Genomic DNA, 25,325 nt, shown 5'->3' on the forward strand with positions numbered 1-25,325 from the left:
TGCCCGGATGTTGCTGCGGATGTCCACGCTGTTTCTGCGTACGCTGCGCGAGGACCCGGCCGACGCGGAGGTGCCGAGCCATCGGCTGCTGGTCCGGGCCGGTTACGTCCGTCGCGCCGCCCCGGGCGGCTACACCTGGCTGCCGCTCGGCCGGCTGGTGCTGGACCGGATCACCCAGGTGGTCCGGGAGGAGATGGTCGCGATCGGCGGCCAGGAGGTGCTCTTTCCGGCCCTGCTGCCCAGGGAGCCGTACGAGACGACCGGCCGGTGGACCGAGTACGGCGACGACATCTTCACCCTGAAGGACCGCCGGGGCGCGGAATACCTGCTCGGCCCCACCCACGAGGAGATGGCCACCCTGCTGGTCCGGGACACCTTCACGTCCTACCGGGACTTCCCGGTCTCGATCTTCCAGGTGCAGACGAAGTACCGCGACGAGGCGCGGCCCCGGGCCGGGCTGCTGCGCGGGCGGGAGTTCCTGATGAAGGACTCCTACTCGTTCGACCTGGACCGGGCGGGGCTGGCGGCGGCGTACGGCCGGCACCGGGCGGCGTACCAGCGGATCTTCGACCGGCTCGGGTTGGCGTACACGATCGTGGCGGCGACCTCCGGCGCGATGGGCGGCTCCGCCTCCGAGGAGTTCCTCGCCGCCACCCCGGTCGGTGAGGACACCTTCGTCGGCTGTACCGCCTGCGACTACGCGGCCAACACCGAGGCGGTGACCACCCCGCCGGCACCGGCCGGGGACGTGCACGCCCACCCTTCGGCGCAGGTGTACGACACCCCGGAGACGCCGACCATCGAGTCCCTGGTCGCGCTCGCCAACGCCCGACACCTCGGCGGCCGGACCGACTGGACGGCCGCCGACACCCTGAAGAACGTCGTCGTCGAGCTGCGCCGGCCCGGCTCGGACGAGCCGGAACTGCTGGTCATCGGCGTGCCGGGGGACCGCGAGGTCGATCTCAAGCGGCTCGCCGCAGTGCTGAGCCCGGCCACCGTGTCGATGTTCGACGGCTTCGCCGACCGGCCTGAGCTGGTCCGCGGCTACATCGGCCCGCAACTGCTGGCCAAGCTCGGCATCCGCTATCTGGTCGACCCCCGGGTGGCGCCCGGCACCGCCTGGCTGACCGGCGCCAACGAGCCGGGGCGGCACGCCACCGATGTGGTCTGCGGGCGGGACTTCACCCCGGACGGGACGATCGAGGCGGCCGAGGTCCGGGCCGGCGACCGGTGTCCGGCCTGCCGCCCGGGGGTGCTGACGATCCGCCGGGGCGTCGAGATCGGGCACGTCTTCCAGCTCGGCCGGCGCTACACCGACGCGTTCCGGGTCGACGTGCTGGGCCAGGACGGCAAGCCGGTCCGGTTGACCATGGGCTGCTACGGCATCGGGGTGTCCCGGGCGGTGGCGGCGATCGCCGAACAGCACCACGACGACCGGGGGCTGGTCTGGCCGGCGGCGGTGGCGCCGTGCGACGTACACCTGGTAGCGGCCGGAAAGGGGCCGCAGGTGGAGGCGGCGCTGGAGCTGGCCGGGCAACTCGCCGGGCGCGGCCTGCGGGTGCTGGTCGACGACCGGACGCACGTCTCGGCCGGGGTCAAGTTCGCCGACGCCGAGCTGATCGGCATCCCGCGCGCCGTCGTGGTCGGCCGCCGCTGGGCCGACGGGTACGTCGAACTGCGCGACCGCGCCACCGGAGACCGCACCGAGCTGCCGGCGGCGGAGCTGCTGGCACGGCTGACCGAGCCGGCCCGTCCCGGATCGGGCGGCCTCCCGGCGAGCTAGTGGCCGTCTCGCGGTGTCGTTGCCCAGGACGGGAGCCAGGCCGCCTCGGGAAGCGGGGGCAGGCTTGCGAAGTGGTTGATGATCGCCCGAAGTCCCGGGTGCGGACTCGTTCTGGGAAACATGAGGAAGAGCGGGTAGGCGAGCGTCGGGTTCACGATCGGGATACGGCGTAGGTCGTGGTTCGCCGGCCAGATGTACCGGTCGCGCGCGCCGACGAGGGTGGCCACGTCGGCGGAGTCCGCGAGGACGTCGAGGAGTACCTCGTTACCGAAGTTCGGGCCTGCCGCGTCGATGCGGAGGTCGAAGGCGGTGCCGAGCTGATCGTAGAACTCTGCCCATTCGCTCCGGGGCACGATGCCCGGCACCCAGATCCGGAGTTTGCGCAGTTGGGGTGGTGTCACTGTTCGTGCGGAGGCGAGCGGATGCCTGGGGCCGACCAGGAGTTCCAGCGCGGAGTCGAAGGCGTGGATCATTCGCACGTCGCGCGGCAGCGTGGCCGGATCGGTGACGGTGCGGAACGAGGCGTCGACATCGCCGGCCTGGACGGCGGCGGCCGCCAGGTGCGGGTCGTCGACCCTGAGGGTCACCACGTCGAGGTCGGTTTCGGGATGCGACCGCCAATAGTCGTGCAGGACGACGGCCTGCGCGCTTCGCAGGCCCAGCACGTCGATCCGTTGGGCCCGCGAGCCCGGCCTGACCGCGGTGACGGCGCGATCGACACCCGCGACGATGTTCCGGGCGTGTGGCAGGAATGCCTGGCCGTCGAGTGTCAGTTCGACCCCTCGGGCGGTACGGGTGAACAGGCGGACCTCCAGCTCGCGCTCCAGGGTGGCGACCCGCTTCGAGACCGCCTGCTGCGTCACGCCCAGTTCGTCGGCCGCGTGTTGCAACTGTCCCAGCTCGGCCGCCCGGACGAACGATCGCACCGCCTCGGTATCCACCGGTCCAGCCTAGGCCCGCCCAACGTATCGTTGTGGCTCGCCGAAAGGCGGTTGTTTGATCCTGCCCTCGCGCGGCCGATGTGATGCACCGGACCCAAACATCGGTTGTCGCGGAGGAGTCAGGTGCGCGGGAAATTGGGGCCCGGTTTCGGCTGGCTGTGGTCGGCCCATGCCGTCAGCACGTACGGCACGTGGGTCGCCTTCGGAGCGTTCCCGCTCATCGCGGTTCGAGTGCTGCACTCGTCGGCATTCGCGATTGCGCTCCTGGAGGCAGCCGGGCTTGCCGTCGCGGCGATCATCGCGATCCCGCTCGGGCCGTGGGTCGACCACCGGTCCAAGCGCCCGGTGATGATCACGATGAACCTGGCTCGGTTCCTCGCGATGGCGAGTGTTCCGGTCGCGTACCTCCTCGGCCTGCTGTCCTACGGCCAACTGCTGGTCGTCTCGGTCATCTCCGGAGCCGCGAGCATCGCCTTCACCGCCGCATCCGGCGCGTACCTGAAACACCTCGTCCGCAGTGATCACCTGCTGACCGCGAACGGGAGATTCGAGGGCACGAACTGGCTGGCGACCGCGGCCGGACCGCCGCTCGGCGGCGCGCTCATCGGGCTGCTCGGCCCGGTCATCACCGTCACGGCCGACGCCGTCAGCTACCTGCTGTCCGCGCTCGGGATCCTCCGCATCCGCGGCGGCGACGTCGCGGCACCCCGCGACCCGGCCAACAGGCTGCGCGGAGCCGACCTTCTCGGTGGCTGGCGGTTCATCCTGCACGACCGCGCACTACGGTGCCTGTTCCTCAACTCGATTCTGGTCAGCGGCCTGATCATGGCCACCGCCCCGCTCCTGGCCGTCCTTCTGCTGGGCGAATACCACTTCCCGGCCTGGCAGTACGGTCTTGCCTTCGGCATCCCGGCACTCGGCGGCTTCGTGGGCGCCCGCCTCTCCGCACGCCTCGTGCGGCGTTACGGCCGGCACCCGGTCATGACCGTCTCCGGCTGGCTGCGATCGCTCTTCCCGTTCGGTCTCGCGTTCCTCCAGCCCGGCATCGCCGGACTCCTCACCGTGATCGTCGTCGAGGGCCTGCTGATCACGTGCATGGGCGTCTTCAACCCGATCTACGCCACAGAACGCCTGCAACGGACCCCCGCGGATCATGTCGCCCGGGTGCTCAGCACCTGGAGTGTCAGCAGCAAACTCGTCCAGGCCACCCTCATGGTGATCTGGGGCATCCTCGCCACCCTCACCAGCCCGCTCGCCGCGATCACCATCTCCGGCGTTCTCCTGCTCGCCACCCCGCTCCTGCTGCCGAACCGGACGCACCCTGTCCGACCCTGAACCCGCGACGCACCGAGCACGTGGAATCCGCACACCACTACCACCGACCTGACGGCGCCCATGACGGCGAGCCACCCGCTGCACAACGTGGCCGCGGTGCCGGCGGCGTCCCGGCCTGCTACGCCTGGTCCGTCGGCTGGCTGGCCCGGCGGGACCGCTGTGCCTGGTAGAGCCGCTGGCACTCGGCGTACCGGGGCAGCAGGTCGGCGGCGCGCAGCTCGGCCAGGCCGGGCGCGTCGGCGTCGCGTTCGGAGAGGATCGGGTCGAGGTCGGCCGGCCAGGGCAGTGCCAACTCCGGGTCCCGGACGTGCACGATCCGCTCCCGCGCCGGGGCGTACCGGGCGGAGCAGAGGTAGCTGACGATGCTCTCCTCCTCCAGCGCCACGAAGGCGTGGCCGACCCCCTCGGGCAGATAGACGGCACGGTTGTCGATGGTGTCCAGCCGGGTCACCTCGTGCCGGCCGAAGGTCGGCGAACCGACCCGCAGGTCGACCACCATGTCGAGTACGGCGCCGCGCGGGCAGTAGACGTACTTCGCCTGGCCGACCGGCACGTCGGCCCAGTGCACCCCCCGGATCACGCCCCGCCGGGAGACACTCTGGTTGGCCTGCGCCACGGCCAGCTCGAAGCCGAGCGCGTCGGCGAAGACCGCCGCGTCGTACCAGACGACGAGCCGGCCCCGGTCGTCGGAGAACTGCTGCGGGAGGAACTCCCAGGCGCCGGGGATGGAGAGCTCGGTGGCCTTCACTCGCACCTCACAGAGTCGCTCGGATCTCTCCGGCTTATCGGGATCAACCGCACCGTACCGTCCGACGGCCGGAGTGGCCGATCGGAAACCCGACACGGTGTTAGCGTGCCGGGCAGGGGGTAGCAGGTGGTATCGGCAAAACCGGGGGTTCGGAGGCACACCGTGACTGAGGTCAAAGTCCGCGACGTCATGACCAGGGGGATCGTCTATCTTCCTGCGGCCACCACTCTGGACGAGGCCGCCCGGGCCATGCGGGACGCCGACATCGGCGACGTGGTGGTGACGGACGGGCCGAACCTGTTCGGCATGGTGACCGACCGGGACATCGTGATCCGGGCCGTCGCCGAGGGCAGGGACGCCCGGCAGACCACGATCGGCTCGGTGGCCTCCCGGGACATCGTGATGATCGAACAGAACTCCACCGCCGCCGAGGCCGCTGCCCTGATGCGGGATCGGGCGGTACGCCGGATCCTGGTCTGTGACAACGACCGGCAACTGGTCGGCATCGTCTCCCTGGGCGATCTGGCGGTACGCCTGGACCCGTCGCCGGCACTGAGCGAGATCAGCAAGGCCAGTCCGCGCCTGTGAGGCACCTCGGTAGCCTGGGTCCATGCCGCAGTCGATGCCACCGAAACTCGCCGAGATCGTGGCGGAGTTCGCCGCCGCTCCCCGGGACGTGGTCCTCGAGATGCTGCTGGAGTACTCCGACGCGGTGCCGCCGCTGCCGGCGGAGCTGACCGGCCACGCCGGGATGGAGCAGGTCCCGGAGTGCCAGACCGCGTTCTTCCTGCGGGCCGAGGTGGCCGCCGACCGCACGGTGACGACCTGGTTCGACTGCCCGCCGGAGGCGCCCACCACCCGGGCCTTCGCCGGGATCCTGGCCGAGGGGCTGGCCGGGGCGAACGCCGACGAGGTGCTGGCCGTACCGGACGACCTCTACCAGCGGATGGGGCTGGCCCAGGCGATCAGCCCGTTGCGGGTACGCGGCGGCAACGCCATCCTGGCCCGGCTCAAGCGGCAGGTCCGGGAGCAGATCGACTGACCGCACAGCGCCGAAACCCGGGGTACGGCAACGTTTCACGTGCAACAACATCGACAGACGTCGCTCTGGAGCCGCCGGAGGGCGGTCCGTCAGTGCGCCGCTCCGGCCGCCCGTTCCACCTCGGCCAGCATCAGCCGCAGCGACAGGCTGTGCCGCTCCGGCGGCAACCGGTCGAGCGCCCGCCGGGCGTGGCCGAGACCGCCGGCCGCATCTCCGGCGGAGGCCATCATCAGCCCCCGGTGCAGTTCGATGTGGGTGGCGAACCGGGGCAGGCTGTCCGGGCGGATGCGGTCCGCCGCATCCTGTGCGGCCACCGCTCCGGGGTGGCCGAGCCGGGACAGCAGCATCGACTCGAAGGTGTGGAACCTCCACCGCGGCACCGCGAAGTCGGAGATCTGCTCGGAACTGCCGGCGGTGTCGAAGACCCGGCGGGCGTCGTCCAGCCTGGCCAGCCCGGTGGCGGCGTCGCCCCGGCAGGCGGCGACGTGCGCCTGCGCGGTCAGCGCGTTCAACCGACCCAGGGTCGGCCGGTCGGAGAGCGCGACGGCCTGCTCGGCGAGGCGGGCGGCGACCGGCAGGTGCGCCCCCTCGTACGCCAGCGCCAGGGCGGCACGGCCGCGTACCCAGACCCGGGTCTCCAGGTCGCCGGAGCGGTCCGCCGCGATCGCCGCCATCTCGTACGACCGGATCGCGCCCCGGCCACCGTCGTTGCCGGGCAGGGTCTTGCCGTGCACCGTCATCAACCGGGCGGCCACGCCCCACAGGTGTGGACTGTCCAGCTCCTGTTGCAGCACCACCAGGTCGGCGGCGAGCCTGGCCTGCAACTCGGCGGCGCCGAGCGACATGTAGTCCTGCCCGTACGCCTCGGCCCGGGCGACCCACTCGTCGACGTCCCGACGTGGCCCGATGGCGGCGGCGAACCCGTGCTGGACCAGCTCGGCCACGGCGGAGGAGACGACGACGGTCGCGGCGAGCGCGAGGGCACCTCTGCGGTTCACGCTGTCTCCCAACACCCGCTCGTAGGCGAGGACCAGGTCCGGGGTGGCCGGTCGCTTGCCGAGCTCGACGTTGCACAGATGACTTTTGCTGTAGTTGGTACGGGCCGCCATCTGGGTCAGGGTGACCTGGGCGTCCGTACGCGCCACCCTCAGCCTTGCGCCGACGTGATCCATCCGTCTACCGCCTGTGCGCTCCGGAAAACACCTGAAAACCGCGCCTACTATCGGTAGTTCTCTGATTACGGGAATGTGGGGATGTGGATCGCTCCAGTTCGATGTGGCACCGATCAATGTTCTACCGCTTCCGGGCCCAGAACGTAAGCCTGGGATGACCTCGGGATCGGTGCCGGGACGGGAGTTCCACGGCCCGCGGGTATGACACGGCTCGACCTCGTCGGCCTCCAGGTCGGCTCGTGATCGGTCCGCGCGGGACCGGGGCGCGTACCCGCTCTCTTCCCCCTGGGAAGCGGGCAAGCGCCCCACCGGGTGCGGCGGTCGTGCCGGCGACCGCCGCACCTTCCCGGGCAGCTCAGGAGGCGACTCGCCAATGCGGTTGGGGTGCTACCCGAGGCGTGCGCCGAACCCCCTCAACCTCCCCTTGCGGTCCGTCGGCGCCGCAGGTGAAAAGCCGGGCGAACCGCCGCGCCGTCCGGCTGAATAGGTTCACTCATCCTGATCGCACACCGGCCGCGACCCCGGCGGTCGGCTATCCGCAAACCGCCGGGTTGCCGGGCACCGGCGAAGGTACGCGGTTATTTAGAAATGGTGAACGATCCATTCGTACCCGCACATCCGGTTGCCGATGTGGTAGACATCGACAGCTGTGCTGCCCCTGGACGGGGGTGACCGGCGGCGAGCCGGTCGACGGGGGCGAAGGGGAGTGTCCCGGATGAGCGAGACGACGCTGTGCCTACCCTGCGCGCTCGCGCTGCGCCCGCCGGTGACCGCACCGCCCCACCACTGCCCCGGGCAGGTACGCCTGGTCTCCGGCACCGGCCAGGTCCGGATCGTCCTCTGCGGATGCCGGACCTGCTGGCCGGACCGCTCGACCGAGCCGGCCGACCTGGAGCCGGCCGACCCGTCCAGACCGAAGCCGGCCGAGCCGTCCAGGCCGAAGCCGGCCGAGCCGTCCAGGCCGAAGCCGGCCGACCAGTCGGGGCAGCCGTCAGCCGACCTCCCGGGCAAGCCCCTCGACGACCTCGGCGTTCGGCAGAAGCCCGAGGGCGGCACCGGGTAGCGCGATCTTGCTGTGCCGGACGCCGGACCCGATGATCACGTACGGCGTGCCGACCACTCGCGAGTCGACCAGGATCGGCCACTGGCCGGGCAGCCCGATCGGGGTGATGCCGCCGTACTCCATGCCGGTCAGCTCGACAGCCTCGGCCATCGGGGCGAAGCTCGCCTTGCGTACGTCGAGGTGGCGGCGCACCACCCCGTTCACGTCGGCCCGGGTGGTGGCCAGTACGACGCAGGCGGCGTACCGGACCGCCCCCTCCCGCTTGCCAGCCACCACCACGCAGTTCGCCGACACGTCCAGCCCGACGTCGTACGCGGCGCAGAAGGCGGCGGTGTCGGCCAGAGTGGCGTCGATCGGTGCGACCAGGATGTCGTCCACGCCGACCGGCGAGTCGGCGGGCCAGCGGTGCAGGGCCTCGGTGACCGGCGGGGCGAGCAGGTCCTGGCGGGTCCGGGCCGGCTCCGTCTTCAGGGTTCCCATCACGCCCGTGATCCTCGCACCGCCCGCCCCGGCCAGGCACACCGCCCGCGTGCCGGTGCGTCGACCGACGGCGGTGACGCCGGTCAGCTACCGGCGAGGAAGGCGTTGTCCGGCACCAGGGTGCGCTCGCGGAGCCGGTCCCGTTCGGGTGCCTGGGCGGCCCGCTCCCGCTGCAGCTCGACGTCCTCGATGGCGTGCCGGACGGCGAACCGGACCACGCCGTAGAGGAAGACGAAGCCGCAGACGTACATCATCGCGGCCAGAGCCATGTAGATCATGCGTTCGAGCCTAGGCGCCGAAGCTGGAAATTATTCGCTTTCCGGACGCGATCGCCCGCTCGGGTGGTGCCGCAGTACGGCGTCGAAGACCTGGGCCAGCTCCGCCGCGTCCTCGCCCGCGTGGTGGGTGTGCGGGATCCCGGTCAGCCCGAGGGCGTGCTTGATCCTGCCCTTGTGCGTACCGGCCCACTCGCTGCCGGTCCGTCCCATCCAGTAGCTGCGCAGGTCCACTCCGGAACCGGTCGCTCCGAACGGGCTCCGGCCGGTGAACCGGACGAAGTACCAGTGCACGAACATCCCGTCCCAGACGGCGGGAGCGGCCAGGAAGACCGGCCGGCCCTGCTTGCGCAGCCCGTTCACCCACCTCGCCGCCGCAGTCATCGCCACCTCGGCCGGCGGCGCCTCCCGGAGCAGGCGCTCCCGGTCCAGGCCGGAGACGGCGAGCGCCTGCGGCACGAACTCGTCGGAGATCGGGCGCAGTTCGGTGTAGAAGGCCAGCTCGGGGCGCCCGGCCACCGCCATGCCCAGCGAGATCATGCTGTACGGCCCGGGGATCGGCCCGTCCGCCTCGATGTCGACCGCGACGTACAGCTCGGGAAGATCAGCCACGGGACCAGCTTCCGGTGCCCGACCGGAGCGGTCCACCGAATTCCGGCCGGAAGCCAACGGGCGACCCGACTGCGGGACACGCCACACCTGAACAATAGTTGAGGTATTCGGGGATACCCTCGACCTGTGACCGAACCCGCACACACCCTCACCGTCGGACAGCTCGCCGAGCGCAGTGGTGTCGCCGTCTCGGCCCTGCACTTCTACGAGGCCAAGGGGCTGATCACCAGTACCCGGACCAGCGGTAACCAGCGCCGCTACGGCCGCGACATCCTGCGGCGGGTCGCCTTCATCCGGTTCGCCCAGCGGGTCGGTGTGCCGCTGGCCCAGATCCGGGAGGCCCTGGCCAGCCTGCCCGAGGAGCGCACACCCACCCGGGCGGACTGGGCCCGGCTCTCGGCGAACTGGCGCGGCCAGCTCGACGAGCGAATCGTCGCCCTGCAACGGCTCCGCGACGACCTCTCCGACTGCATAGGCTGCGGCTGCCTGTCCCTGGACCGGTGTGCGCTCTCCAACCCCGACGACGTGATGGCCAGCACCGGCCCGGGGCCGCGCCACCTGCTCGCCGGCCTCACCGGGCCGGCACCCGCACCCGAGGGCCCGGTCGACGCCCCGGGCGGGACCTGCGGCGGACCGGACGTCTGCACCCCGGAGGACTCCGCCGGCCCCGCGATGGCCCAGGTCTGACGGCAGGGAGATTTCATGCCGGAATAGGGTATAAGGCCGCGCTGACCGGGAACGCAGGGCCGATCTACGGCTCTGGGAGGGTGAGATGCGGTACCCGAGTGCGGCCAGCGACAGCCGCCCCGCCGCCGGGCGGAGCGGCCGGCCAGCCGGCGGCTCCGGTCGATGACGCGACTCGGGTTGAGGATCCCCGGCGTGGACCTGCGCCGCGTCCACCTGCCCACCCTGCCCGAAGCCCTCTCGCCGCACAGCGTGCCGCAACTCGTCGCCGGAGTCGCGCACAACGCCGAGTCGATGGTGACCCGGGCGGCCCGGGCCGCCGGACTCGATCGCCGGGCGGTCTGGTCCCGGCCCGGCCGGCACCACATCGAGGTGCGCGGGATCGCCCAGCCCGGCGGTGAACGGCTGGGCAAGCAGATCGAACAGGCACTGGAGGAGGTGCCCGGGGTCGAGTGGGCCCGGATCAACGCCCCCTCCGGGCGGGTGGTGGTGGCGGTCGGCCCGCCCGCGCCGCGACTGCGGGAGCTGATCGCGGTGATCGCCGCGGTGGAGCGTACCGACGGACGGGAGCCCGACCCGGACTGCGCGGAACCGCATCCCCCGGAGGAGGGCCCGCGGACCCGGCGGGCAATGACCAGGATCGCCACGGACGCGTTCGGGCTCGGCCTGTCCGCGGCGGTCCGGATCATGCCGTTCACCCGGGCACCGGGCGAACTCGCCGGCCTGCTCCGCGCGGTTGACCTGCACCCGAGGCTGCACGCGCTGGCCGGACGGGGGCTGCGCGGCGACCAGCGGGCCGACTCCTGGCTGCCGCTCGCCACCGTGCTGGCTCAGGGTCTGACCGGCGGCTGGGCCGGGATCCTGCTCGACGGCGCCCAGCGGGTCCTGCAGTGGGGCGAGGCCCGGGCCCAGTTGGCCGCCTGGGAAAAGACCGAGCCGCTGCTCGCCGGCACCCCGGAACGGGCCCGGGCGGCACCGCCGCCGGACGAGCGACCACGCCCGAAGCCGGACGGCCCGGTCGAGCGGTATCTGGCCCGGGTGCTCGAGTCCGGCACCGTCGCCGGCGCCGCCGCGCTCTGGATGGCCGGCCGCAAGCGGGCGGCCGCGTTGGCCCTGGCCAGCATCCCGAGCGCGGCCGTCGCCGGCCGGGAGGCGTACGCGGCCCGGCTCGGCTGGCTGCTCGCCCGCCGGGGCGTGATCGCCATGGACCGTACGGTGCTGCGCGAACTGGAGCGCCTCGACGTGTTGGTGCTGGACGCCGCCGCGCTGCGTTCCGCTCGGGGCGTCCTCACCGACCTGCTACCGCTCCCTGACGTCGATGCCGAGGAGGCGGCGGGACGGGCCTTCGACCTCTTCGACCCGGAGGTCCCGGACCGGGTACGCGACGCCGACGGCTGGACCCTCGGCCCGCTCGACGCGCTGCGGCTGCCCGCCGGGGTCGGTGCCGAGCAGATCGCACGGCTCCGCCCCGACGGTGGCACCCTGCTCGGCCTGACCGCCGACGGCCGGCTCGCGGCGGTGGTCCGGGTGGCCGCCGAACCCGCCCCCGGAATCGACGCGCTGCCGGCCGCGGCCCGGCGGGCCGGCCTGCGCCTGCTGGTCGCCGTCGACGTCGACGGTGACGGTGACGACCACGACTTCGCGGACGGGCACCTGCCCGGCGGGCCACGACTTGCCGGGTCGATCCGGTCGTTGCAGTCCGAGGGGGCGGTGGTCGCCCTGGTCTCCAGCGATCCTCGTGCGCTGGCCGCCGCCGACTGCGGACTCGGGATGTGGCACACCGACGAGCCGCCGCCGTGGGGCGCCCACCTGCTGGTCGGCTCCGACCTCGGGGTGGCGGCGCTGGTGGTCGAGGCCGCCGGACTGGCCCGTACGGTGGCCCGGCAGAGCATCGCGCTGGCCGCCGGAGGCAGCGGGCTCGGCGCGGTGGCGGCGTTCACCGCGGCACCGGCGCAACTGCCGGCCCGGGCCATGGCGGCGGTCAACGCCGCCGCTGGACTGGCGATCGGGCACGGCGTCTGGCGGGCGGGCCGGCTGCCGCAGCGGCGTACCTCGACCGCGGCCCCGCCGACGCCCTGGCACCTGATGCCGGTACGCACCGTGCTGGAGAGGCTCGGCACCGACCAGGCGGGCCTCTCCACCGAGGAGGTCGGGCGGCGCGGCCGGACGGCGGCGACCGGCCCGGCCGACACCCTCGACCTGCCCCGGGCGTTCGTCGAGGAGCTGGCGAACCCGCTCACCCCGGTGCTGGCCGGCGGTGCCGGGCTCTCCGCCGCGGTCGGCTCGATCGCGGACGCCGCGCTGGTCGGCGGGGTGATCGGGCTGACCGCGCTGATCGGCGCCGCGCACCGGGTCTCCACCGAACGGTCGCTGGCCGAACTGCTGTCCCGGTCGGCGGTGACCGCCCGGGTCCGGCGGGACGGCACCGAGCGGGTCGTCGCCGCCGGCGAACTGGTCCCCGGCGACATCGTGGCGCTCGACCCGGGTGACGCCGTGCCGGCCGACTGCCGGGTGGTCGAGGCGGTCGGCCTGGAAACCGACGAGTCGTCGGTGACCGGGGAGTCGCTGCCGGTGGCGAAGACCAGCCAGCCGGTGGTGGCCGGCGCGGTCGCGGACCGCCGGTCGATGCTCTACGAGGGGACCACCGTCGCCGCCGGGCGGGGCCTCGCCGTGGTGGTGGCGACCGGGGCGGACACCGAGGTCGGCCGGGGCATGGCGCTGGCCGGCGAGGCCGCCCCGACCAGCGGGGTCGAGGCCCGGCTCGGCCGGCTGACCAAGCTGTCGATCCCGCTCGCCGCGAGTTCGGCGGTGGCGGTCGCCGGGGCCGGGCTGCTCCGGGGCGTACCACTGGTGGAGTCGGCCGGCACCGCCGCCAACCTCGCGGTCGCCTCCGTACCGGAGGGGTTGCCGTTCCTGGTCAGCGCCGCGCAGTTGGCGGCCGCGCGCCGGCTGGCCGAACACGGCGCGCTGGTCCGCAACCCGCGCACCATCGAGGCGCTGGGCCGGGTCGACGTGCTCTGCTTCGACAAGACCGGCACCCTGACCGAGGGCGAGCTGATGCTGGCCGGAGTCGGCGACGGCGAGCGGTACGCCGACCTCGACGCGCTGGACAAGCCGCTGCGTGGCGTACTCGCGGCGGCGCTGCGGGCCACCCCGGCGGCCGACTGCCCGGAGGAGGTCAATCAGCAGACCGACCGGGCGGTGCTGACCGGCGCTCGCCGGGCCGGCGTCGGCACCGGCACCCGGACGCACCCCTGGCAGCAGGAGCACGCGCTGCCGTTCGAGCCGTCCCGGGGCTACCACGCCACGGTCGGCCGGCATCGGGGGCAACACCTGCTCAGCGTCAAGGGCGCCCCGGAGACGATCCTGCCCCGGTGCACCCGGCACGGCGACCGGGACCTGGACGAGGCCGGCCGGCGGGCCGTCCAGGAGACGTTGGACCGGCACGCCGGGGCCGGGCAGCGGGTACTCGCGGTGGCCGAGCGGGAACTGCCCGGCGACACGGTCACCGAGGCCGACGTCGAGGAGCTGACCTTCGTCGGCTTCCTGGCCCTCTCCGACGGGGTGCGCCAGAGCGCCGCCCCGGCAGTACGCCGGATCCGGCAGGCCGGGGTGCACACCATCATGATCACCGGTGACCATCCGGCCACCGCCGAGGCGATCGCCGCGATCATCAGCACCGACGGCACCGACCAGCGGGTGGTCACCGCCACCGAGCTCGACCGGCTCGACGACGACGCGCTCGCCGAGCGGCTGGCCCGGACCGACGTGGTCGCCCGGTGCACGCCGACGCACAAGGTACGAATCATCCGGGCGTTGCAGAAGTGCGGCCGTACGGTGGCGATGACCGGGGACGGTGCCAACGACGCGCCCGCGATCCGGCTCGCCGACGTCGGCATCGCGCTCGGCCAGCGGGGCACCCCGGCCGCCCGGGCCGCCGCCGACCTGGTGGTCACCGACGACCGGCTCGAAACGATCATCGCCACCCTGGTCGAGGGACGCGCGATGTGGTCCTCGGTACGGCACGCGCTGAGCATCCTGGTCGGCGGCAACCTCGGCGAGATCGCGTTCAGCGTGCTCACCGCCGCGCTGACCGGCCGGTCCGCGCTGAACGGCCGGCAGATGCTGCTGGTCAACCTGCTCACCGACCTGGCGCCGGCGATGGCGATCGCGGTCCGGGCGCCCCGGAAGGAGAGCATGGACGGCCTGCTCACCGAGGGGCCGGAGACCTCCCTCGGCGCCACCCTCACCCGGGAGATCGCGCTCCGGGCCGGTACCACGACCCTCGGTGCGACCACCGGCTGGACCCTGGCCCGCTACACCGGCACCCGCCGCCGGGCGGGCACGGTCGCCCTCGCCTCGCTGGTCGGTACCCAGCTCGGCCAGACCCTGCTGGACGGTGGAGCGAGTCCGAGTGTGCTGGCCTCGACCGTGGTCTCGCTGGCGGTACTCGCCGGGGTGATCCAGACCCCGGGGCTGAGCCAGTTCTTCGGCTGCACCCCGCTCGGGCCGGTCGGCTGGGGGATCGCCGCCGGCAGCGCGCTGAGCGCCACCCTCACCAACACCGCCGTCGACCGGCTGATCGCCCCACCGGCCGCCGACGGACACGCCAACGGGATCAAGCATCCCGACGGAACCGGCGGTACGGCGCCGGCCGGTGGTACCGCCGCGAATCACGACGGCACCACCGGCGCCAGCCGACCCGGCGGCTGAGCCGGGCCGACCTTCCGTGGTAACCGGTACTACGGCTTTCTTCGACCGCCGCCTGTTCGATCAGATGCGATTAGGCGGTCTCAGGTAGCCTCCTATGCTAGGTCGTACACATCCTTGTTGTCGGGCTCCACAGGTTCTTTACATACGTCCCGTGGTGCATAGTTATCTGCGCCTGGACGTTGCTTGTGCATGGATAGGAATTAGTCGGAGCCATGCATGCTCGCGAGGCTCCGGTATTCAACCAACTGACGTAACAGAATCGATTATATATGAGGCTGCCATCTTTCCATAGTTTAACCTCCTCGGCCCAAATATCATTCCCTCCCGGACCGTAGTTATGTGCAATGACGACAGCTTGCGTCAGGTTGCCATTTACTACAATGCACGCCTCGGCTGCGTTCTGTTCCCACAACTGCCCGACATCACCCCAGGTCACATACTCCCCGCAGTGCCAGGTCCCCGTTTTGGAGTACGTTTGCCAGTAAGGATCAGCAAACGCCGGTGCGGCGGTTACTACGCTGATGCCGGCGGTGGCTAGAAATGCCGTCAGCAGTCCCGCCAGGAATCTCTTCGGCATGCACAGCTTGCGTGCTCGGGAGTTCTTGGGCACCACACAATCTCCTGTCGGATGGACGGAAACACTGTCAGGTCGATGCTTACTTCGACCGGCAGTCACTCCATTGCCGCCCGAGGGAATGCGACATCGGGAGGCATCTGCCGCAACAGATCATGGCCCATAGCCAGGGAAAGAGGAAGCCGCTTTGCGGCGCCGCAACCACACAGCGGTGACGCTAGGTCCGCTGCGTCTCGCGGTAGGCCGTAACAACGTTTTCTACGTGGACCAGTCGCGAGAGTTGGGCTCGCGCACCGTCGCGTGTGTAGATCCTGGTAGATGTTCATGTTCGAGCCGGTCCCGAGCGACGGCTTGCGGCGGCCTACATCGACAACTCCCCTGACAGCTCCATCACCAACAGTGATGAAGGCGCTTCTCTCTGCTGTAGACGTTACTTTTTGGTCATACCAGATTTCTGCTCATAAAGCCTCTTTCTGCAGATCACCCGGACGTATAACCACGACACGGAAGCCTTGTGCCCCATGTTCCATCGCGGGCCCGGGAAGCGCGGCAAGAGGAGCCGACAGCAGGACTCCGCAGGTTGCGTCCGTCGGGATGATGTACAACGTGCCTGGTCACAAACGTATCGCCGGGTAAGCGAAGATCATCGCGCAAGCGGTCCTCGCCGCGCTGTGCGACATCCGCAGCGTCGACGGCGTACCGGTCAGTTTTCGGCCGGTGCCCCGACCGCTGGCCACCGCTCTACACCCAGGCACCCAATTTGACCAGCACCCGGCTCCGGCTCACGAGCTGTACGCGGCCGAACCGCTGTCCACACTGGCCAGCACCCGCGTGCCGCTGGGCCCAAGAGGCGCCGAACACTTGGTCGCATCCAACCGCCCGCCCGCCAGCTGTGACAGCGGCTGATCCTCAACGAACCGCCACAGGTGGGAACGACACCCCGGAGATACACGACGACACACTCAGATATGTCGCTACTTCTATTAATTTCCCTTCGAGATCAGTAGCGTCACGGTAGCCATCGGTGGCGGGGGCCACCAAGAGATGGCAGACGGAGGGGGACATATGCGTCGAACGATCGCCATTCTGGCCGCCGGAACGTTGGTGGCCGCAGGGTTGACACCCACCGGTGCCCAGGCCCGGCCGGGTGCCGACGAGCGCACCAGCGGCGCTGCCACCAGCGCCCCACCCATCGGCCTCGCCACGGTGAAGCCGAGCGCCGCGAAGCGGCCGGCCGGGCCGAACCCGTTCCTCGCGCTGCTGCCGGATCCCGCCAAGGCGGACTACGTCGGGTGGAAGAACTGGCTGGCGAAGCAGGGCGACCAGCGGGCCGGGCTGCGGGCGCAGCAGCGGGCGGTAGCCGCCGCGCCGGTGCTGGCCGACGAGGAGGAACCGGCCGGCATCCGGGGCGGCAACGACACCCCGGCCACCGCGCAGCGGATCACCGGATTCGGTACGGCCGGCAAGGACAATCCCCGGTTGCGGATCCTCGGCACCCTCTCTCCGGAGGCAGTGGACGCGACGGAGATCGAGCCGAACCCGGAGGACGACGGCGCCATCCCGCTGGCCGGCGAGACCGGGGTCGGTGCGGCCGAGCAGGCCGTCACCACCACGGCGGCGATCGGGGACGGCCCGCACGGCAGTGCGGGCAGCGGCAGCGGTGACTTCGACTTCTACGAGGTGACCGGCACCGCCGGCCGGACCCTGACGGTCGACATCGACACGCCGGCCGGCGAACTCGACTCGGTCGTGCTGCTCTACGACGCGGAGGGCGAGTTGCTCGCGCTCAACGACGACAGCCCGGAGGGACTGGACAGCCTGCTGGTGCACCAGTTCGCCGCCGACGGCACCTACTACGTGGCGGTGGTCGGCTTCCCGACGATTCCGGACGACCCGTTCGACTCGGCCAGCGGTGCGGGTGCCGGCAGCGAGGGGCCGTACCAGGTGACCATCGGGACCGCCGAGCAGGACACCGACTTCTTCGCCGTCAAGCTGCGGCCGGGTGACGTACTCGGTGCCTCGGTCGAGGGCTCGGCCGCCAAGATCACGGTCTACGACCCGGAGGGCCACGAGGTACACGGCTCCGACCAGGACGGGTCCTCCCTCTATCCGCCGAACAGCCCGCTCCCGGGCGGCGGAAACGCGGTCACCGAGCACGTGGCCGACGAGGCCGGCTGGCACTACGTCGGCGTCAACCTCGGCGACGGCATGTACGACATCACGGTCGAGGCGTACCGGCCGGGGCAGCAGCCGCGGCAGACGCTCTTCCTCGACTTCGACGGCGCGCGGATCAACACCGCCATCTTCGGCGGCCCGGGCGTACGCACCCTCAGCCCGATGCGCGCCTTCCTCGGCCGCTGGGGGCTGACCGCCGCCGACGAGGACGCGGTGATCGACGCGATCGTCGCCGAGGTCCGGGAGAACCTTCGCCGGGACATGATCGAAAGTGGTCTCAACCAGCGCTTCGACATCCGGATCCTGAACAGCCGGGACCACGCGGACCCGTTCGGGCAGGCGAACGTCAGCCGGATCATCATCGGCGGCAGCATCGACGAGTCGGGCGTACCCACCATCGGGATCGCCCAGTTCATCGACCCGGGCAACTTCGGCACCCAGGACTCCGCCCTGGTGCTGCTGGACGTGCTGAGCGACCCGGCCGGTGACGATGCGTCGCTGAACACGTACCTCACCGGGGCCAGTGACCGGATCGGCTTCGTCGGCCAGGCGGTGGGCAACGTGACCGCGCACGAGGCCGGGCACTTCTTCGGCGACTGGCACGTCGACCAGTTCAACGACCACGCCAACCTGATGGACCAGGGCGGCAACTTCCCGCTCATGTTCGGGGTCGGCCCGGACGGCGTCGGCGGCACCGCCGACGACCCCGACGTCGACTTCGGCGAGGACACCTTCAACCCGGGCGAGGGCTTCACCGGCACCGAGGACACCCTCAGCCGGATCGTCTTCGGCGTCACCCGGTGAGCGCCGACTAGCACCGTCGACCGTTCCCGGCGGCCCCTCCCGGTCACACCCGACCGGGAGGGGCCGCCGGCTGTCCGGGGGGGGATCCGCCCGGCGCGCACGGCCGGCGGAGAAATTCCCGGCCACGGTCGAGGTGCGGGAGGTCGCCGAGCCGGACTGACCGGCGTACCCGACCGGCCGGGCGACCGGCGGTGAGCCGGGCGGGCCGGCGGACGTGGCGCCGAGGCGCGGGCCGGGTTCAGCCGGACTGCCTCGCTGACCCGCAACGGCCGGGAGCGGAGCCTGCTGCGCGAGCGGGCCGCCGCCTGCACGGAGCGGCTCCCGGTGCCGGCCGGCGATCCGGAGGGCTGACCGTATCGTTCCGGAGCCGGTCATGATGGTGTCCGCCGTCATGGTCACGCGCGGGTTCCCCGGTCGCCCCGCCCGCCGGTACGTTGCCTGGAGCCGGTGATCGACGGCTCGCCGGTGCGGTGTGCCGAGGTCGTCGCGCACGACCACGGACGAGGCGAGGAGTACTGATGCGGTACGTACGGCTGGGCGGCTCGGGACTGGAAGTGTCGAGCGTCGTCCTCGGGTGCATGAGCTTCGGCGACCCGCAGCGCGGCACCCACCCCTGGTCGGTCGGGCTGGACGAGGCGCGGCCGTTCGTCCGGCAGGCGATCGAGGCCGGGATCACCACCTTCGACACCGCCAACGTCTACTCCCTCGGCACCAGCGAGGAGATCACCGGAAAGCTGCTCGGCGAGTTCGCCCGGCGGGACGAGGTGGTCATCGCCACCAAGGTGCACGGCCGGATGGGTCCGGGGCCGAACGGCGGCGGGCTGTCCCGGGCGGCGATCCTCACCCAGGTCGACGAGAGCCTGCGCCGGCTCGGCACCGACTACATCGACCTCTACCAGATCCACCGGTACGACCCGGACGTGCCGATCGAGGAGACGATGGAGGCGCTGCACGACCTCGTACGGGCTGGCAAGGTGCGCTATCTCGGCGCCTCCTCGATGTGGACCTGGCAGTTCGCGCAGGCGCAGTACACCGCCGACCTGCACGGCTGGACCCGGTTCGTGTCCATGCAGGACCAGTACAACCTGATCATGCGGGAGGAGGAGCGGGAGATGCTTCCGTTCTGCCTCGACCAGGGCGTCGGGGTGCTGCCCTGGAGCCCGTTGGCCCGGGGCCGGCTGACCCGGGACTGGGAGGTCACCACCGCCCGCAGCGAGACGGACAACTTCGGCGGCACCCTCTACAAGCAGGCCGAGGAGGCCGACCGGCGGGTGGTCGGCGCGGTCGCCGAGGTGGCCGGCGCGCTCGGGGTTCCCCGGGCCCAGGTGGCGCTCGCCTGGCTGCTGCACCAGCCGGCGGTGACCGCCCCGATCGTCGGGGCGACGAAGCCGGAACACATCACCGACGCGGTCGCTGCCGTCGACCTGTCGCTCGGCGAGGACGAACTGCGCCGGCTCGGCGAGCACTACGTACCGCACGCCCCGGAAGGCTTCTGACCGGTCGCCGGACGGTCGGGCCGGGTGGTAACCGCCGCCGGACCGGCCGTCCGGCGACCGGTACCGTGATCGAATGCTGTCTCCGGGAGTCGTGCTCAACGACCGCTACCTGCTCGGCAACCGGATCGCGACCGGCGGCATGGGAGACGTCTGGTCCGCCACCGACACCCTGCTGAAGCGACGGGTCGCGGTGAAGGTGCTGCTGCCGGCGCTGGTCTCGGACACCGAGTTCATCACCCGGTTCCGCACCGAGGCCCGGCTGATGGCCGCGCTGCGGCACCCCGGCATCGTCGGCGTCTACGACTACGGCGAGGACGCGGTGGTCGACGGCCGCCGGGTGGACTACCTGGTGATGGAGTTCATCGACGGGACGTCGCTGTCGAAGCGGATCAGGGAGCTGGGCCGACTGGGCGTCGCCGAGACCCTCTCCGTGCTGACCCAGGCCGCGCAGGCACTGCACGTCGCGCACCAGGCCAGCATCGTGCACCGGGACGTCAAGCCGAGCAACCTGCTGGTCCAGCCGGACGGTTCCGTCGTACTGGTCGACTTCGGGGTCGCCCGGTCGGCGAACGTAACCAGCATCACCGCCAGCAACATCGTGCTGGGCTCGGCGCACTACATGGCCCCGGAGCAGATCGCCGGCCGCCCCGTCTCGGCGGCGACCGACGTGTACGCGCTCGGCGCGGTCGCGTACTCCTGCCTGACCGGTCGGCCGCCGTTCACCGGCAGCAACCCGCTGCACATCGTGACCCAGCACCTCCAGGACGCGCCGCCGGCGCTGCCGCCGGACGTACCGGCCCCGGTGGCGATGCTGATCAACCGGGCCCTGGCGAAGGAGCCGGCCGACCGGTACCCGAGTGCGGCGGCGTTCGCCGAGGCCGCCCGCGCCGCCGGGCACGCCGTCTCGTCCTCCTCGACGGTGCGGCTGCCCTCCGGCCCACCCGCGCAGCCGACCATGCCGCTGCCGCCGCCCGGGGCGCTGCCCTCCGGTCCGCAGTCCACCATGCCGCTGCCAGCCGGACCGCTGCCGCCGGCCGGGGTTTCGCCGTCGACGTTTCCGCCGGGCTGGCCGGGCGGGCCCGGGCACACCGGGCCGACCCTGCCCGTCCGGCCTGGCCCGGTCGACTCGGCGACCACCGGCGGCAACCGGCGCCGCACCGCCGTACTGGCCGGGGTGGCGGCCACCGTCGCCGTCGCGGTGGTCGGCCTGGTCGCGCTGCTGGTCCTGCAGCCCGGGCCGGAGGAGTCGACGGCGGGGCCGCAGAACCGGGTACGGGTCGGCACGTCGACCAGCGGCGACCCGGGGACCGGGGTCGACGAGACCGAGCCGGCGGCCCAGGCCAGCGCGAGCGCCGGGCCGAACCCGTCGGCGAGCACACCCGGCGGGCCGGACCGCTCGGCGGCGGCCCGCCCCGGTCAGCCGGGCGGTGCCGGCGCGCCGGACCCGAAGCCCGGTGCCACCCGTCCGGAGCCGGAGAAGAACCCGCACACCCCGGGCAAGGTCTGCGGCAGCGGGTACGAGATCATCGACTCGGCGACCCTGAACGGCCCGAACGGGGCCCAGTTGGCCCGGGTGTACCTGCTCTACAACAACAGCAACGGCAACAACTGCACGGTCGCCATCAAGACCAGTTCGGTCGGCGCCGCGAGCCAGGTCTTGGCGTACCTGGAGGTGCAGGGCGGCAGCCGGCACACCGACGGCGGCGCGTACGAGTACTACGCGGGCCCGGTACGGGCCAAGGCGGCCGGAACCTGCGTCAGGTGGGGCGGGTCGGCCGGCGGGGTCAGCTACCACAGTCCCTTCGAGCACTGCGACTGAGATCGGTCGTACCGACTCCGCCGACCCCGATCGGCCAGAATTGTCGAGGCCGGGCGCTCCGCTCCGATCTCCGGGGGTGAAGGTGGCCGACCTCGGGCCGGGTGGCCGGGTCGGCTGTGAGGTGAGGAGTCGAGGATGAAGTACATGCTGCTGATCCACGCCAACCCGCAGAACTGGGGGCATCCGACCTTCCTGCGTACCGCGGAGGCGCTGGCGATGTCGCCCGAGGAGCGGGCCGAGCTGTCCCGACAGTTCGAGACGCTGCTCACGGAGATCCACGAGTCCGGTGAGCTGGTGGGCGCCGAGGCGCTGCCAGACCCCGCCCAGACCCGGACCGTCCGGGTACGCGACGGCGTACCGGCGGTCACCGACGGTCCGTTCGTCGAGGCCAAGGAGCAGTTCGCCGGGTACTTCATCGTCGACTGCGAGAGCCTGGAACGGGCGACGGAGATCGCCGCCCGGTTCCCTGACACCCGGTTCGGCGGCGCCGTGGAGGTACGCGCGATCATGGAGCGGTCCGGCCAGGAGATGTGAGGACCTGACCCGGCCGTGCGGCCCGAGAACGGCACCGAGGACCTGCTGCGCCGGCTGGCGCCGCGGGCCCTGGCCGCGCTGGTCCGGCACTACGGGAACTTCGAGGCCGCCGAGGACGCCGTCCAGGAGGCGCTGCTGGCCGCCGCGACACAGTGGCCCGGCACCGGGGTACCGGAGAGTCCGCTGGGTTGGCTGATTCGGGTCGCCTCGCGCCGGCTGACCGACGAGCTGCGCAGCGAGCTGGCCCGCCGGCGCCGGGAGGCGACGGTCGCGGCCCGGTCCGTGCCGGACGAGCTGTTCGCGCCCGCCGCCGACGCCGCCGACCTCCGGGGTGCGGACGACACGCTGACCCTGCTGGTGCTCTGCTGCCATCCCAGCCTCACCCCGGCCTCCCAGATCGCGCTGACCCTGCGGGCCGTCGGCGGGCTGACCACCGCCGAGATCGCCCGGGCGTTCCTCGTCCCCGAGGCGACCATGGCGCAGCGGATCAGCCGCGCCAAGCAGCGGATCAGGGCAGCCGGGGGCCGGTTCCACCCACCGCCGGAGGCGGAGCGGACGGAACGGTTCCGGGCGGTGCTGCACGTGCTGTATCTCATCTTCAACGAGGGCTACACCGCCACGGCCGGACCGGAGGTGCACCGTGCCGACCTGGCCGCCGAGGCGATCCGGCTCACCCGGACCGTCACCCGGATCCGGCCCGACGACGGCGAGGCCGCCGGGCTCCTCGCGCTGATGCTGCTCACCGACGCGCGGCGCCCGGCGCGTACCCGTCCGGACGGCGGCCTGGTGCCGCTGGCCGAGCAGGATCGGAGCAGGTGGAACCGGGCGTACGTCGACGAGGGGGTCGCGCTGATCACGCGTACGCTCTCCCGTGCGCCGCTCGGGCCGTACCAGCTCCAGGCCGCGATCGCCGCCGTACACGCTGAGGCGGACCGGGCCGAGGAGACCGACTGGCGGCAGATCCTCGCGCTCTACCAGCTCCTCGAACGCCTGGCGCCGAACCCGATGGTGACGCTCAACCACGCCGTGGCGGCGGCGATGGCCCAGGGTCCGCAGGCCGGACTGGCTCTCCTCGCACCGCTCGACGCCGACAATCGGGTGGCCCGGCACCACCGGCTGCACGCGGTCCGGGCCCACCTGCTGGAGCTGGCCGGTGACCGCGAGGGCGCCCGGAGCTGCTATCTGACCGCCGCCCGGCTGACCACCAGCCTGCCCGAACAGGAGTACCTCCAGAACCGGGCGGCCCGGCTGACCCCGGACGGCCGGTAGTGCCCGGCCGGAGATTCCGGTGATTTGGTTCGTGCGGCATGTCGAGCCGGGACGGACCGCTCCGACCTCTGCGAAAGGCGTACGCCCCGAGGGGGGAAGTGGCGGATGGACCCGGAAAAGATCTTCGAGTGGACGGTCGCGGAACGGCTCAGCCTCGCCGACTTCCTCGACGGACTCGACGAGCACGAGTGGCGGGTGACCTCGCTCTGCCCGGATTGGACGGTGCATGACGTGGTGGCGCACCTGACGCTCTCCACCCGGACCAGCGTCCGTGACCTCCTGGTCGGCGTGATCAGCTCGGGCGGCAGCTTCAACAGGATGGAGGCCAGGATGGCGCGCGAGCGGGCCGCCCGGTTCGGGCCCGCCGAACTCGTCGCCCAGTTCCGGGAGAGTGCCCGCTCCCGCCGGCGTTCTCCCGGGTCGGGGCCGCTGGATCCGCTCGTCGACGCGCTGGTGCACGGCCAGGACATTGCCCGGCCACTCGGCCGGGTCCGGACGATGCCGCTGGAGCCGGCGCTCGCCGGCCTCGAATACGCCCGACGCAGCTCTTTCTACGGTGCCCGCAAGCGCTTCCGGGGCACCCGGCTGGTCGCCACCGACCTGGACTGGTCGGCGGGCGACGGCCCCGACGAGGTACGCGGACCCGTCGCCGACCTGCTCATGCTGGCCACAGGGCGGGCCGCCGGCCTCGCCACGCTCTCCGGCCGGGGCGCCGAACGCATCGCCGCCACCATATAGCCGGCGCGCTCTTGTCTACTCGGCCCGAGCAGCCACGTCACCAGGGGACTCCCCGATCGGACGCGTACCGGTCGCCTGCTGTGCCAGAACCAGATCGTTGATCTCCAATCGGCCGACTCGTACCGAGTAGAGGCGTACCTCCCGCATGACGGCGCGACGGATCACCAACCGGCCGATGGCCAGCGCACCGACGGCGACGGCGCCGACGGCGAGCGCGCCGACAGCTGATGCGCCGAGGCTGGCAGCGCCGAGGGCGGACCTCCTACGGGCCATCGCCGTAGGGCCACCGATCCCAGCCATCCGCCGGAGCGGGACCGACCACCCGCAGTGCCGACATTCCGTCATGAACCCATCGTGTACCAGGGCGACCACCGTGGTTGATTCTTTCGGCAGCCACCGGCAGCCAACCTCAGTGTGCTCGGCGGCTGACCGATGCCGGTCCCAGGCGCCACAGCGCGCCGAGCGCGGACTGGTTCACTTCCGCCTGGCGAAGACGAGCTGTGCAGATGGCCGTACCCGGACCGAGGTCGACAGGTATTCGTGCTGGTGGAGCCGAGGGGACTCGAACCCCTAACCCCTGCCTTGCAAAGGCAGTGCTCTGCCAGTTGAGCTACGGCCCCGGGCGGGACGATGCCGTCCCGGGGATGGCAGTCCAGTCGACGCCCTACCTCAGGTCGGGTGCGGTGGTGGCCTCGTGCCAGAGGGCGCGCTCGTCGTTGGATTCCCTGACCTTCTTGTAGACGAGGGCCGCGACGCCCACCACGCCGACAACGAGCAGGATCTTCTTCAACATGGACGTATCCTCACGCTCGACGAGCCGTCGGACGGTATGAAGTGGGGCTAGATGGAATCGAACCATCGACCTCAGAGTTATCAGCTCTGCGCTCTAACCGACTGAGCTATAGCCCCCCGTTGCGACGAGCAAGGTTACCGTACCTCCGGTGCCGATCCCAACTCGGGGCGGCGGTTCGCCGACCCGAGCCGTCGTACCAGCTACGACGCAGACCGTACCGGAACGGCGAATGCCGGGGCCACCGCTTTGCGGCGCCCCGGCATCGGCGAAGCTGC

20 protein-coding genes, 2 tRNA genes and 1 pseudogene are annotated in these 25,325 nt (G+C 71.8%); 13 read left to right on the plus strand and 10 right to left on the minus strand.

Annotation, left to right across the window (positions count from 1 at the left end; translation table 11 throughout):
* The first annotated feature begins 7 nt into the window (after positions 1-7).
* On the plus strand, positions 8-1,783 hold the full coding sequence (locus tag AAH979_RS27880) for a proline--tRNA ligase (RefSeq protein WP_346261090.1): 1,776 nt from the start codon (positions 8-10) through the stop codon (positions 1,781-1,783).
* On the opposite strand, the gene AAH979_RS27885 is transcribed toward AAH979_RS27880, so the two are convergent.
* Entirely contained in the window at positions 1,780-2,724 is a 945-nt protein-coding gene (locus AAH979_RS27885) for a LysR family transcriptional regulator (RefSeq protein ID WP_346261091.1), read from the minus strand. The two genes, AAH979_RS27880 and AAH979_RS27885, sit on opposite strands and share 4 nt — an antisense overlap.
* 123 nt (positions 2,725-2,847) lie before the next feature.
* On the opposite strand from AAH979_RS27885, the gene AAH979_RS27890 reads away from it, so the two are divergent.
* Positions 2,848-4,059, plus strand: coding sequence for an MFS transporter (locus AAH979_RS27890; RefSeq protein WP_346261092.1), 1,212 nt, complete (start codon positions 2,848-2,850; stop codon positions 4,057-4,059).
* A 118-nt stretch (positions 4,060-4,177) separates the two neighbouring features.
* Here the strand turns inward: AAH979_RS27890 and rfbC are convergent, their stop codons facing one another.
* Positions 4,178-4,807: a dTDP-4-dehydrorhamnose 3,5-epimerase gene (gene rfbC, locus AAH979_RS27895; RefSeq protein WP_346261093.1), complete on the minus strand. Its 630-nt coding sequence runs from the start codon at positions 4,805-4,807 to the stop codon at positions 4,178-4,180.
* A 162-nt stretch (positions 4,808-4,969) separates the two neighbouring features.
* Here rfbC and AAH979_RS27900 point away from each other — a divergent pair, with 162 nt between their 5' ends.
* Positions 4,970-5,395 (plus strand): CBS domain-containing protein, encoded by a 426-nt coding sequence (locus AAH979_RS27900; protein WP_346261094.1) that lies wholly within the window; start codon positions 4,970-4,972, stop codon positions 5,393-5,395.
* A gap of 22 nt (positions 5,396-5,417) precedes the next feature.
* Positions 5,418-5,849, plus strand: a complete 432-nt coding sequence (locus AAH979_RS27905) for a SufE family protein (RefSeq protein WP_346261095.1) — start codon at positions 5,418-5,420, stop codon at positions 5,847-5,849.
* An 89-nt stretch (positions 5,850-5,938) separates the two neighbouring features.
* On the opposite strand, the gene AAH979_RS27910 is transcribed toward AAH979_RS27905, so the two are convergent.
* Positions 5,939-7,021 carry a helix-turn-helix transcriptional regulator gene (locus AAH979_RS27910; RefSeq protein ID WP_346261096.1) on the minus strand — a complete coding sequence of 361 codons (1,083 nt, stop codon included), beginning with the start codon at positions 7,019-7,021 and terminating at the stop codon, positions 5,939-5,941.
* A 715-nt stretch (positions 7,022-7,736) separates the two neighbouring features.
* On the opposite strand from AAH979_RS27910, the gene AAH979_RS27915 reads away from it, so the two are divergent.
* Complete coding sequence (locus tag AAH979_RS27915) at positions 7,737-8,084, plus strand: hypothetical protein (RefSeq protein ID WP_346261097.1); 348 nt, start codon at positions 7,737-7,739, stop codon at positions 8,082-8,084.
* Here AAH979_RS27915 and AAH979_RS27920 read toward each other — a convergent pair.
* The 3 genes from AAH979_RS27920 to AAH979_RS27930 form a co-directional block, all read right to left on the minus strand.
* Entirely contained in the window at positions 8,013-8,564 is a 552-nt protein-coding gene (locus tag AAH979_RS27920; RefSeq protein WP_346261117.1) for a YbaK/EbsC family protein, read from the minus strand. The genes AAH979_RS27915 and AAH979_RS27920 overlap by 72 nt on opposite strands.
* An 83-nt stretch (positions 8,565-8,647) precedes the next feature.
* Positions 8,648-8,842 carry a hypothetical protein gene (locus AAH979_RS27925; protein WP_318399774.1) on the minus strand — a complete coding sequence of 65 codons (195 nt, stop codon included), beginning with the start codon at positions 8,840-8,842 and terminating at the stop codon, positions 8,648-8,650.
* Between the two features lie 30 nt (positions 8,843-8,872).
* Positions 8,873-9,451 (minus strand): exonuclease, encoded by a 579-nt coding sequence (locus AAH979_RS27930; RefSeq protein ID WP_346261098.1) that lies wholly within the window; start codon positions 9,449-9,451, stop codon positions 8,873-8,875.
* 126 nt (positions 9,452-9,577) lie between these two features.
* Between AAH979_RS27930 and soxR the strand changes: the two are divergent.
* From soxR to AAH979_RS27970, 8 genes and pseudogenes are all read left to right on the plus strand, one after another.
* Positions 9,578-10,012: pseudogene (gene soxR, locus AAH979_RS27935) on the plus strand (redox-sensitive transcriptional activator SoxR); the annotation flags it as partial.
* Between the two features lie 288 nt (positions 10,013-10,300).
* Complete coding sequence (locus AAH979_RS27940; RefSeq protein WP_346261099.1) at positions 10,301-14,848, plus strand: cation-translocating P-type ATPase; 4,548 nt, start codon at positions 10,301-10,303, stop codon at positions 14,846-14,848.
* Positions 14,849-16,487: 1,639 nt separating this feature from the next.
* A complete protein-coding gene (locus tag AAH979_RS27945; RefSeq protein ID WP_346261100.1) occupies positions 16,488-18,401 on the plus strand; it encodes a PPC domain-containing protein in 1,914 nt (637 codons plus the stop codon).
* A gap of 518 nt (positions 18,402-18,919) precedes the next feature.
* Positions 18,920-19,897 (plus strand): aldo/keto reductase, encoded by a 978-nt coding sequence (locus tag AAH979_RS27950; RefSeq protein WP_346261101.1) that lies wholly within the window; start codon positions 18,920-18,922, stop codon positions 19,895-19,897.
* Positions 19,898-19,970: 73 nt separating this feature from the next.
* Positions 19,971-21,716 (plus strand): protein kinase, encoded by a 1,746-nt coding sequence (locus tag AAH979_RS27955; protein WP_346261102.1) that lies wholly within the window; start codon positions 19,971-19,973, stop codon positions 21,714-21,716.
* A 135-nt stretch (positions 21,717-21,851) separates the two neighbouring features.
* The gene (locus AAH979_RS27960) at positions 21,852-22,250 is read left to right on the plus strand and encodes a YciI family protein (RefSeq protein WP_346261103.1); all 399 of its coding nucleotides are present in this window, start codon (positions 21,852-21,854) and stop codon (positions 22,248-22,250) included.
* A gap of 15 nt (positions 22,251-22,265) precedes the next feature.
* On the plus strand, positions 22,266-23,519 hold the full coding sequence (locus AAH979_RS27965; RefSeq protein WP_346261104.1) for a sigma-70 family RNA polymerase sigma factor: 1,254 nt from the start codon (positions 22,266-22,268) through the stop codon (positions 23,517-23,519).
* Positions 23,520-23,624: 105 nt separating this feature from the next.
* Positions 23,625-24,257, plus strand: coding sequence for a maleylpyruvate isomerase family mycothiol-dependent enzyme (locus tag AAH979_RS27970; protein ID WP_346261105.1), 633 nt, complete (start codon positions 23,625-23,627; stop codon positions 24,255-24,257).
* A gap of 15 nt (positions 24,258-24,272) precedes the next feature.
* On the opposite strand, the gene AAH979_RS27975 is transcribed toward AAH979_RS27970, so the two are convergent.
* The 4 genes from AAH979_RS27975 to AAH979_RS27990 form a co-directional block, all read right to left on the minus strand.
* Positions 24,273-24,530: a hypothetical protein gene (locus AAH979_RS27975; protein WP_346261106.1), complete on the minus strand. Its 258-nt coding sequence runs from the start codon at positions 24,528-24,530 to the stop codon at positions 24,273-24,275.
* 271 nt (positions 24,531-24,801) lie between these two features.
* Positions 24,802-24,877: transfer RNA gene (locus AAH979_RS27980), tRNA-Ala, on the minus strand.
* Between the two features lie 44 nt (positions 24,878-24,921).
* Positions 24,922-25,050: a DLW-39 family protein gene (locus AAH979_RS27985; protein WP_234359542.1), complete on the minus strand. Its 129-nt coding sequence runs from the start codon at positions 25,048-25,050 to the stop codon at positions 24,922-24,924.
* Between the two features lie 42 nt (positions 25,051-25,092).
* Positions 25,093-25,166 (minus strand) — tRNA-Ile (locus tag AAH979_RS27990).
* Positions 25,167-25,325 lie beyond the last annotated feature (159 nt).

Source organism: Plantactinospora sp. ZYX-F-223, from assembly GCF_039649625.1.
In the GTDB taxonomy this organism is placed as follows: domain Bacteria; phylum Actinomycetota; class Actinomycetes; order Mycobacteriales; family Micromonosporaceae; genus Plantactinospora.

Coding starts and splice junctions, on each gene's coding strand:
- AAH979_RS27940 (WP_346261099.1), top strand. CDS start 10,301: ATGACGCGACTCGGGTTGAGGATCCCCGGCGTGGACCTGCGCCGCGTC.
- AAH979_RS27955 (WP_346261102.1), top strand. CDS start 19,971: ATGCTGTCTCCGGGAGTCGTGCTCAACGACCGCTACCTGCTCGGCAAC.
- AAH979_RS27960 (WP_346261103.1), top strand. CDS start 21,852: ATGAAGTACATGCTGCTGATCCACGCCAACCCGCAGAACTGGGGGCAT.
- AAH979_RS27950 (WP_346261101.1), top strand. CDS start 18,920: ATGCGGTACGTACGGCTGGGCGGCTCGGGACTGGAAGTGTCGAGCGTC.
- AAH979_RS27970 (WP_346261105.1), top strand. CDS start 23,625: ATGGACCCGGAAAAGATCTTCGAGTGGACGGTCGCGGAACGGCTCAGC.
- AAH979_RS27975 (WP_346261106.1), bottom strand. CDS start 24,530: ATGGCCCGTAGGAGGTCCGCCCTCGGCGCTGCCAGCCTCGGCGCATCA.
- AAH979_RS27880 (WP_346261090.1), top strand. CDS start 8: ATGTTGCTGCGGATGTCCACGCTGTTTCTGCGTACGCTGCGCGAGGAC.
- AAH979_RS27985 (WP_234359542.1), bottom strand. CDS start 25,050: ATGTTGAAGAAGATCCTGCTCGTTGTCGGCGTGGTGGGCGTCGCGGCC.
- AAH979_RS27915 (WP_346261097.1), top strand. CDS start 7,737: ATGAGCGAGACGACGCTGTGCCTACCCTGCGCGCTCGCGCTGCGCCCG.
- AAH979_RS27945 (WP_346261100.1), top strand. CDS start 16,488: ATGCGTCGAACGATCGCCATTCTGGCCGCCGGAACGTTGGTGGCCGCA.
- AAH979_RS27910 (WP_346261096.1), bottom strand. CDS start 7,021: ATGGATCACGTCGGCGCAAGGCTGAGGGTGGCGCGTACGGACGCCCAG.
- AAH979_RS27925 (WP_318399774.1), bottom strand. CDS start 8,842: ATGATCTACATGGCTCTGGCCGCGATGATGTACGTCTGCGGCTTCGTC.
- AAH979_RS27920 (WP_346261117.1), bottom strand. CDS start 8,564: ATGGGAACCCTGAAGACGGAGCCGGCCCGGACCCGCCAGGACCTGCTC.
- AAH979_RS27905 (WP_346261095.1), top strand. CDS start 5,418: ATGCCGCAGTCGATGCCACCGAAACTCGCCGAGATCGTGGCGGAGTTC.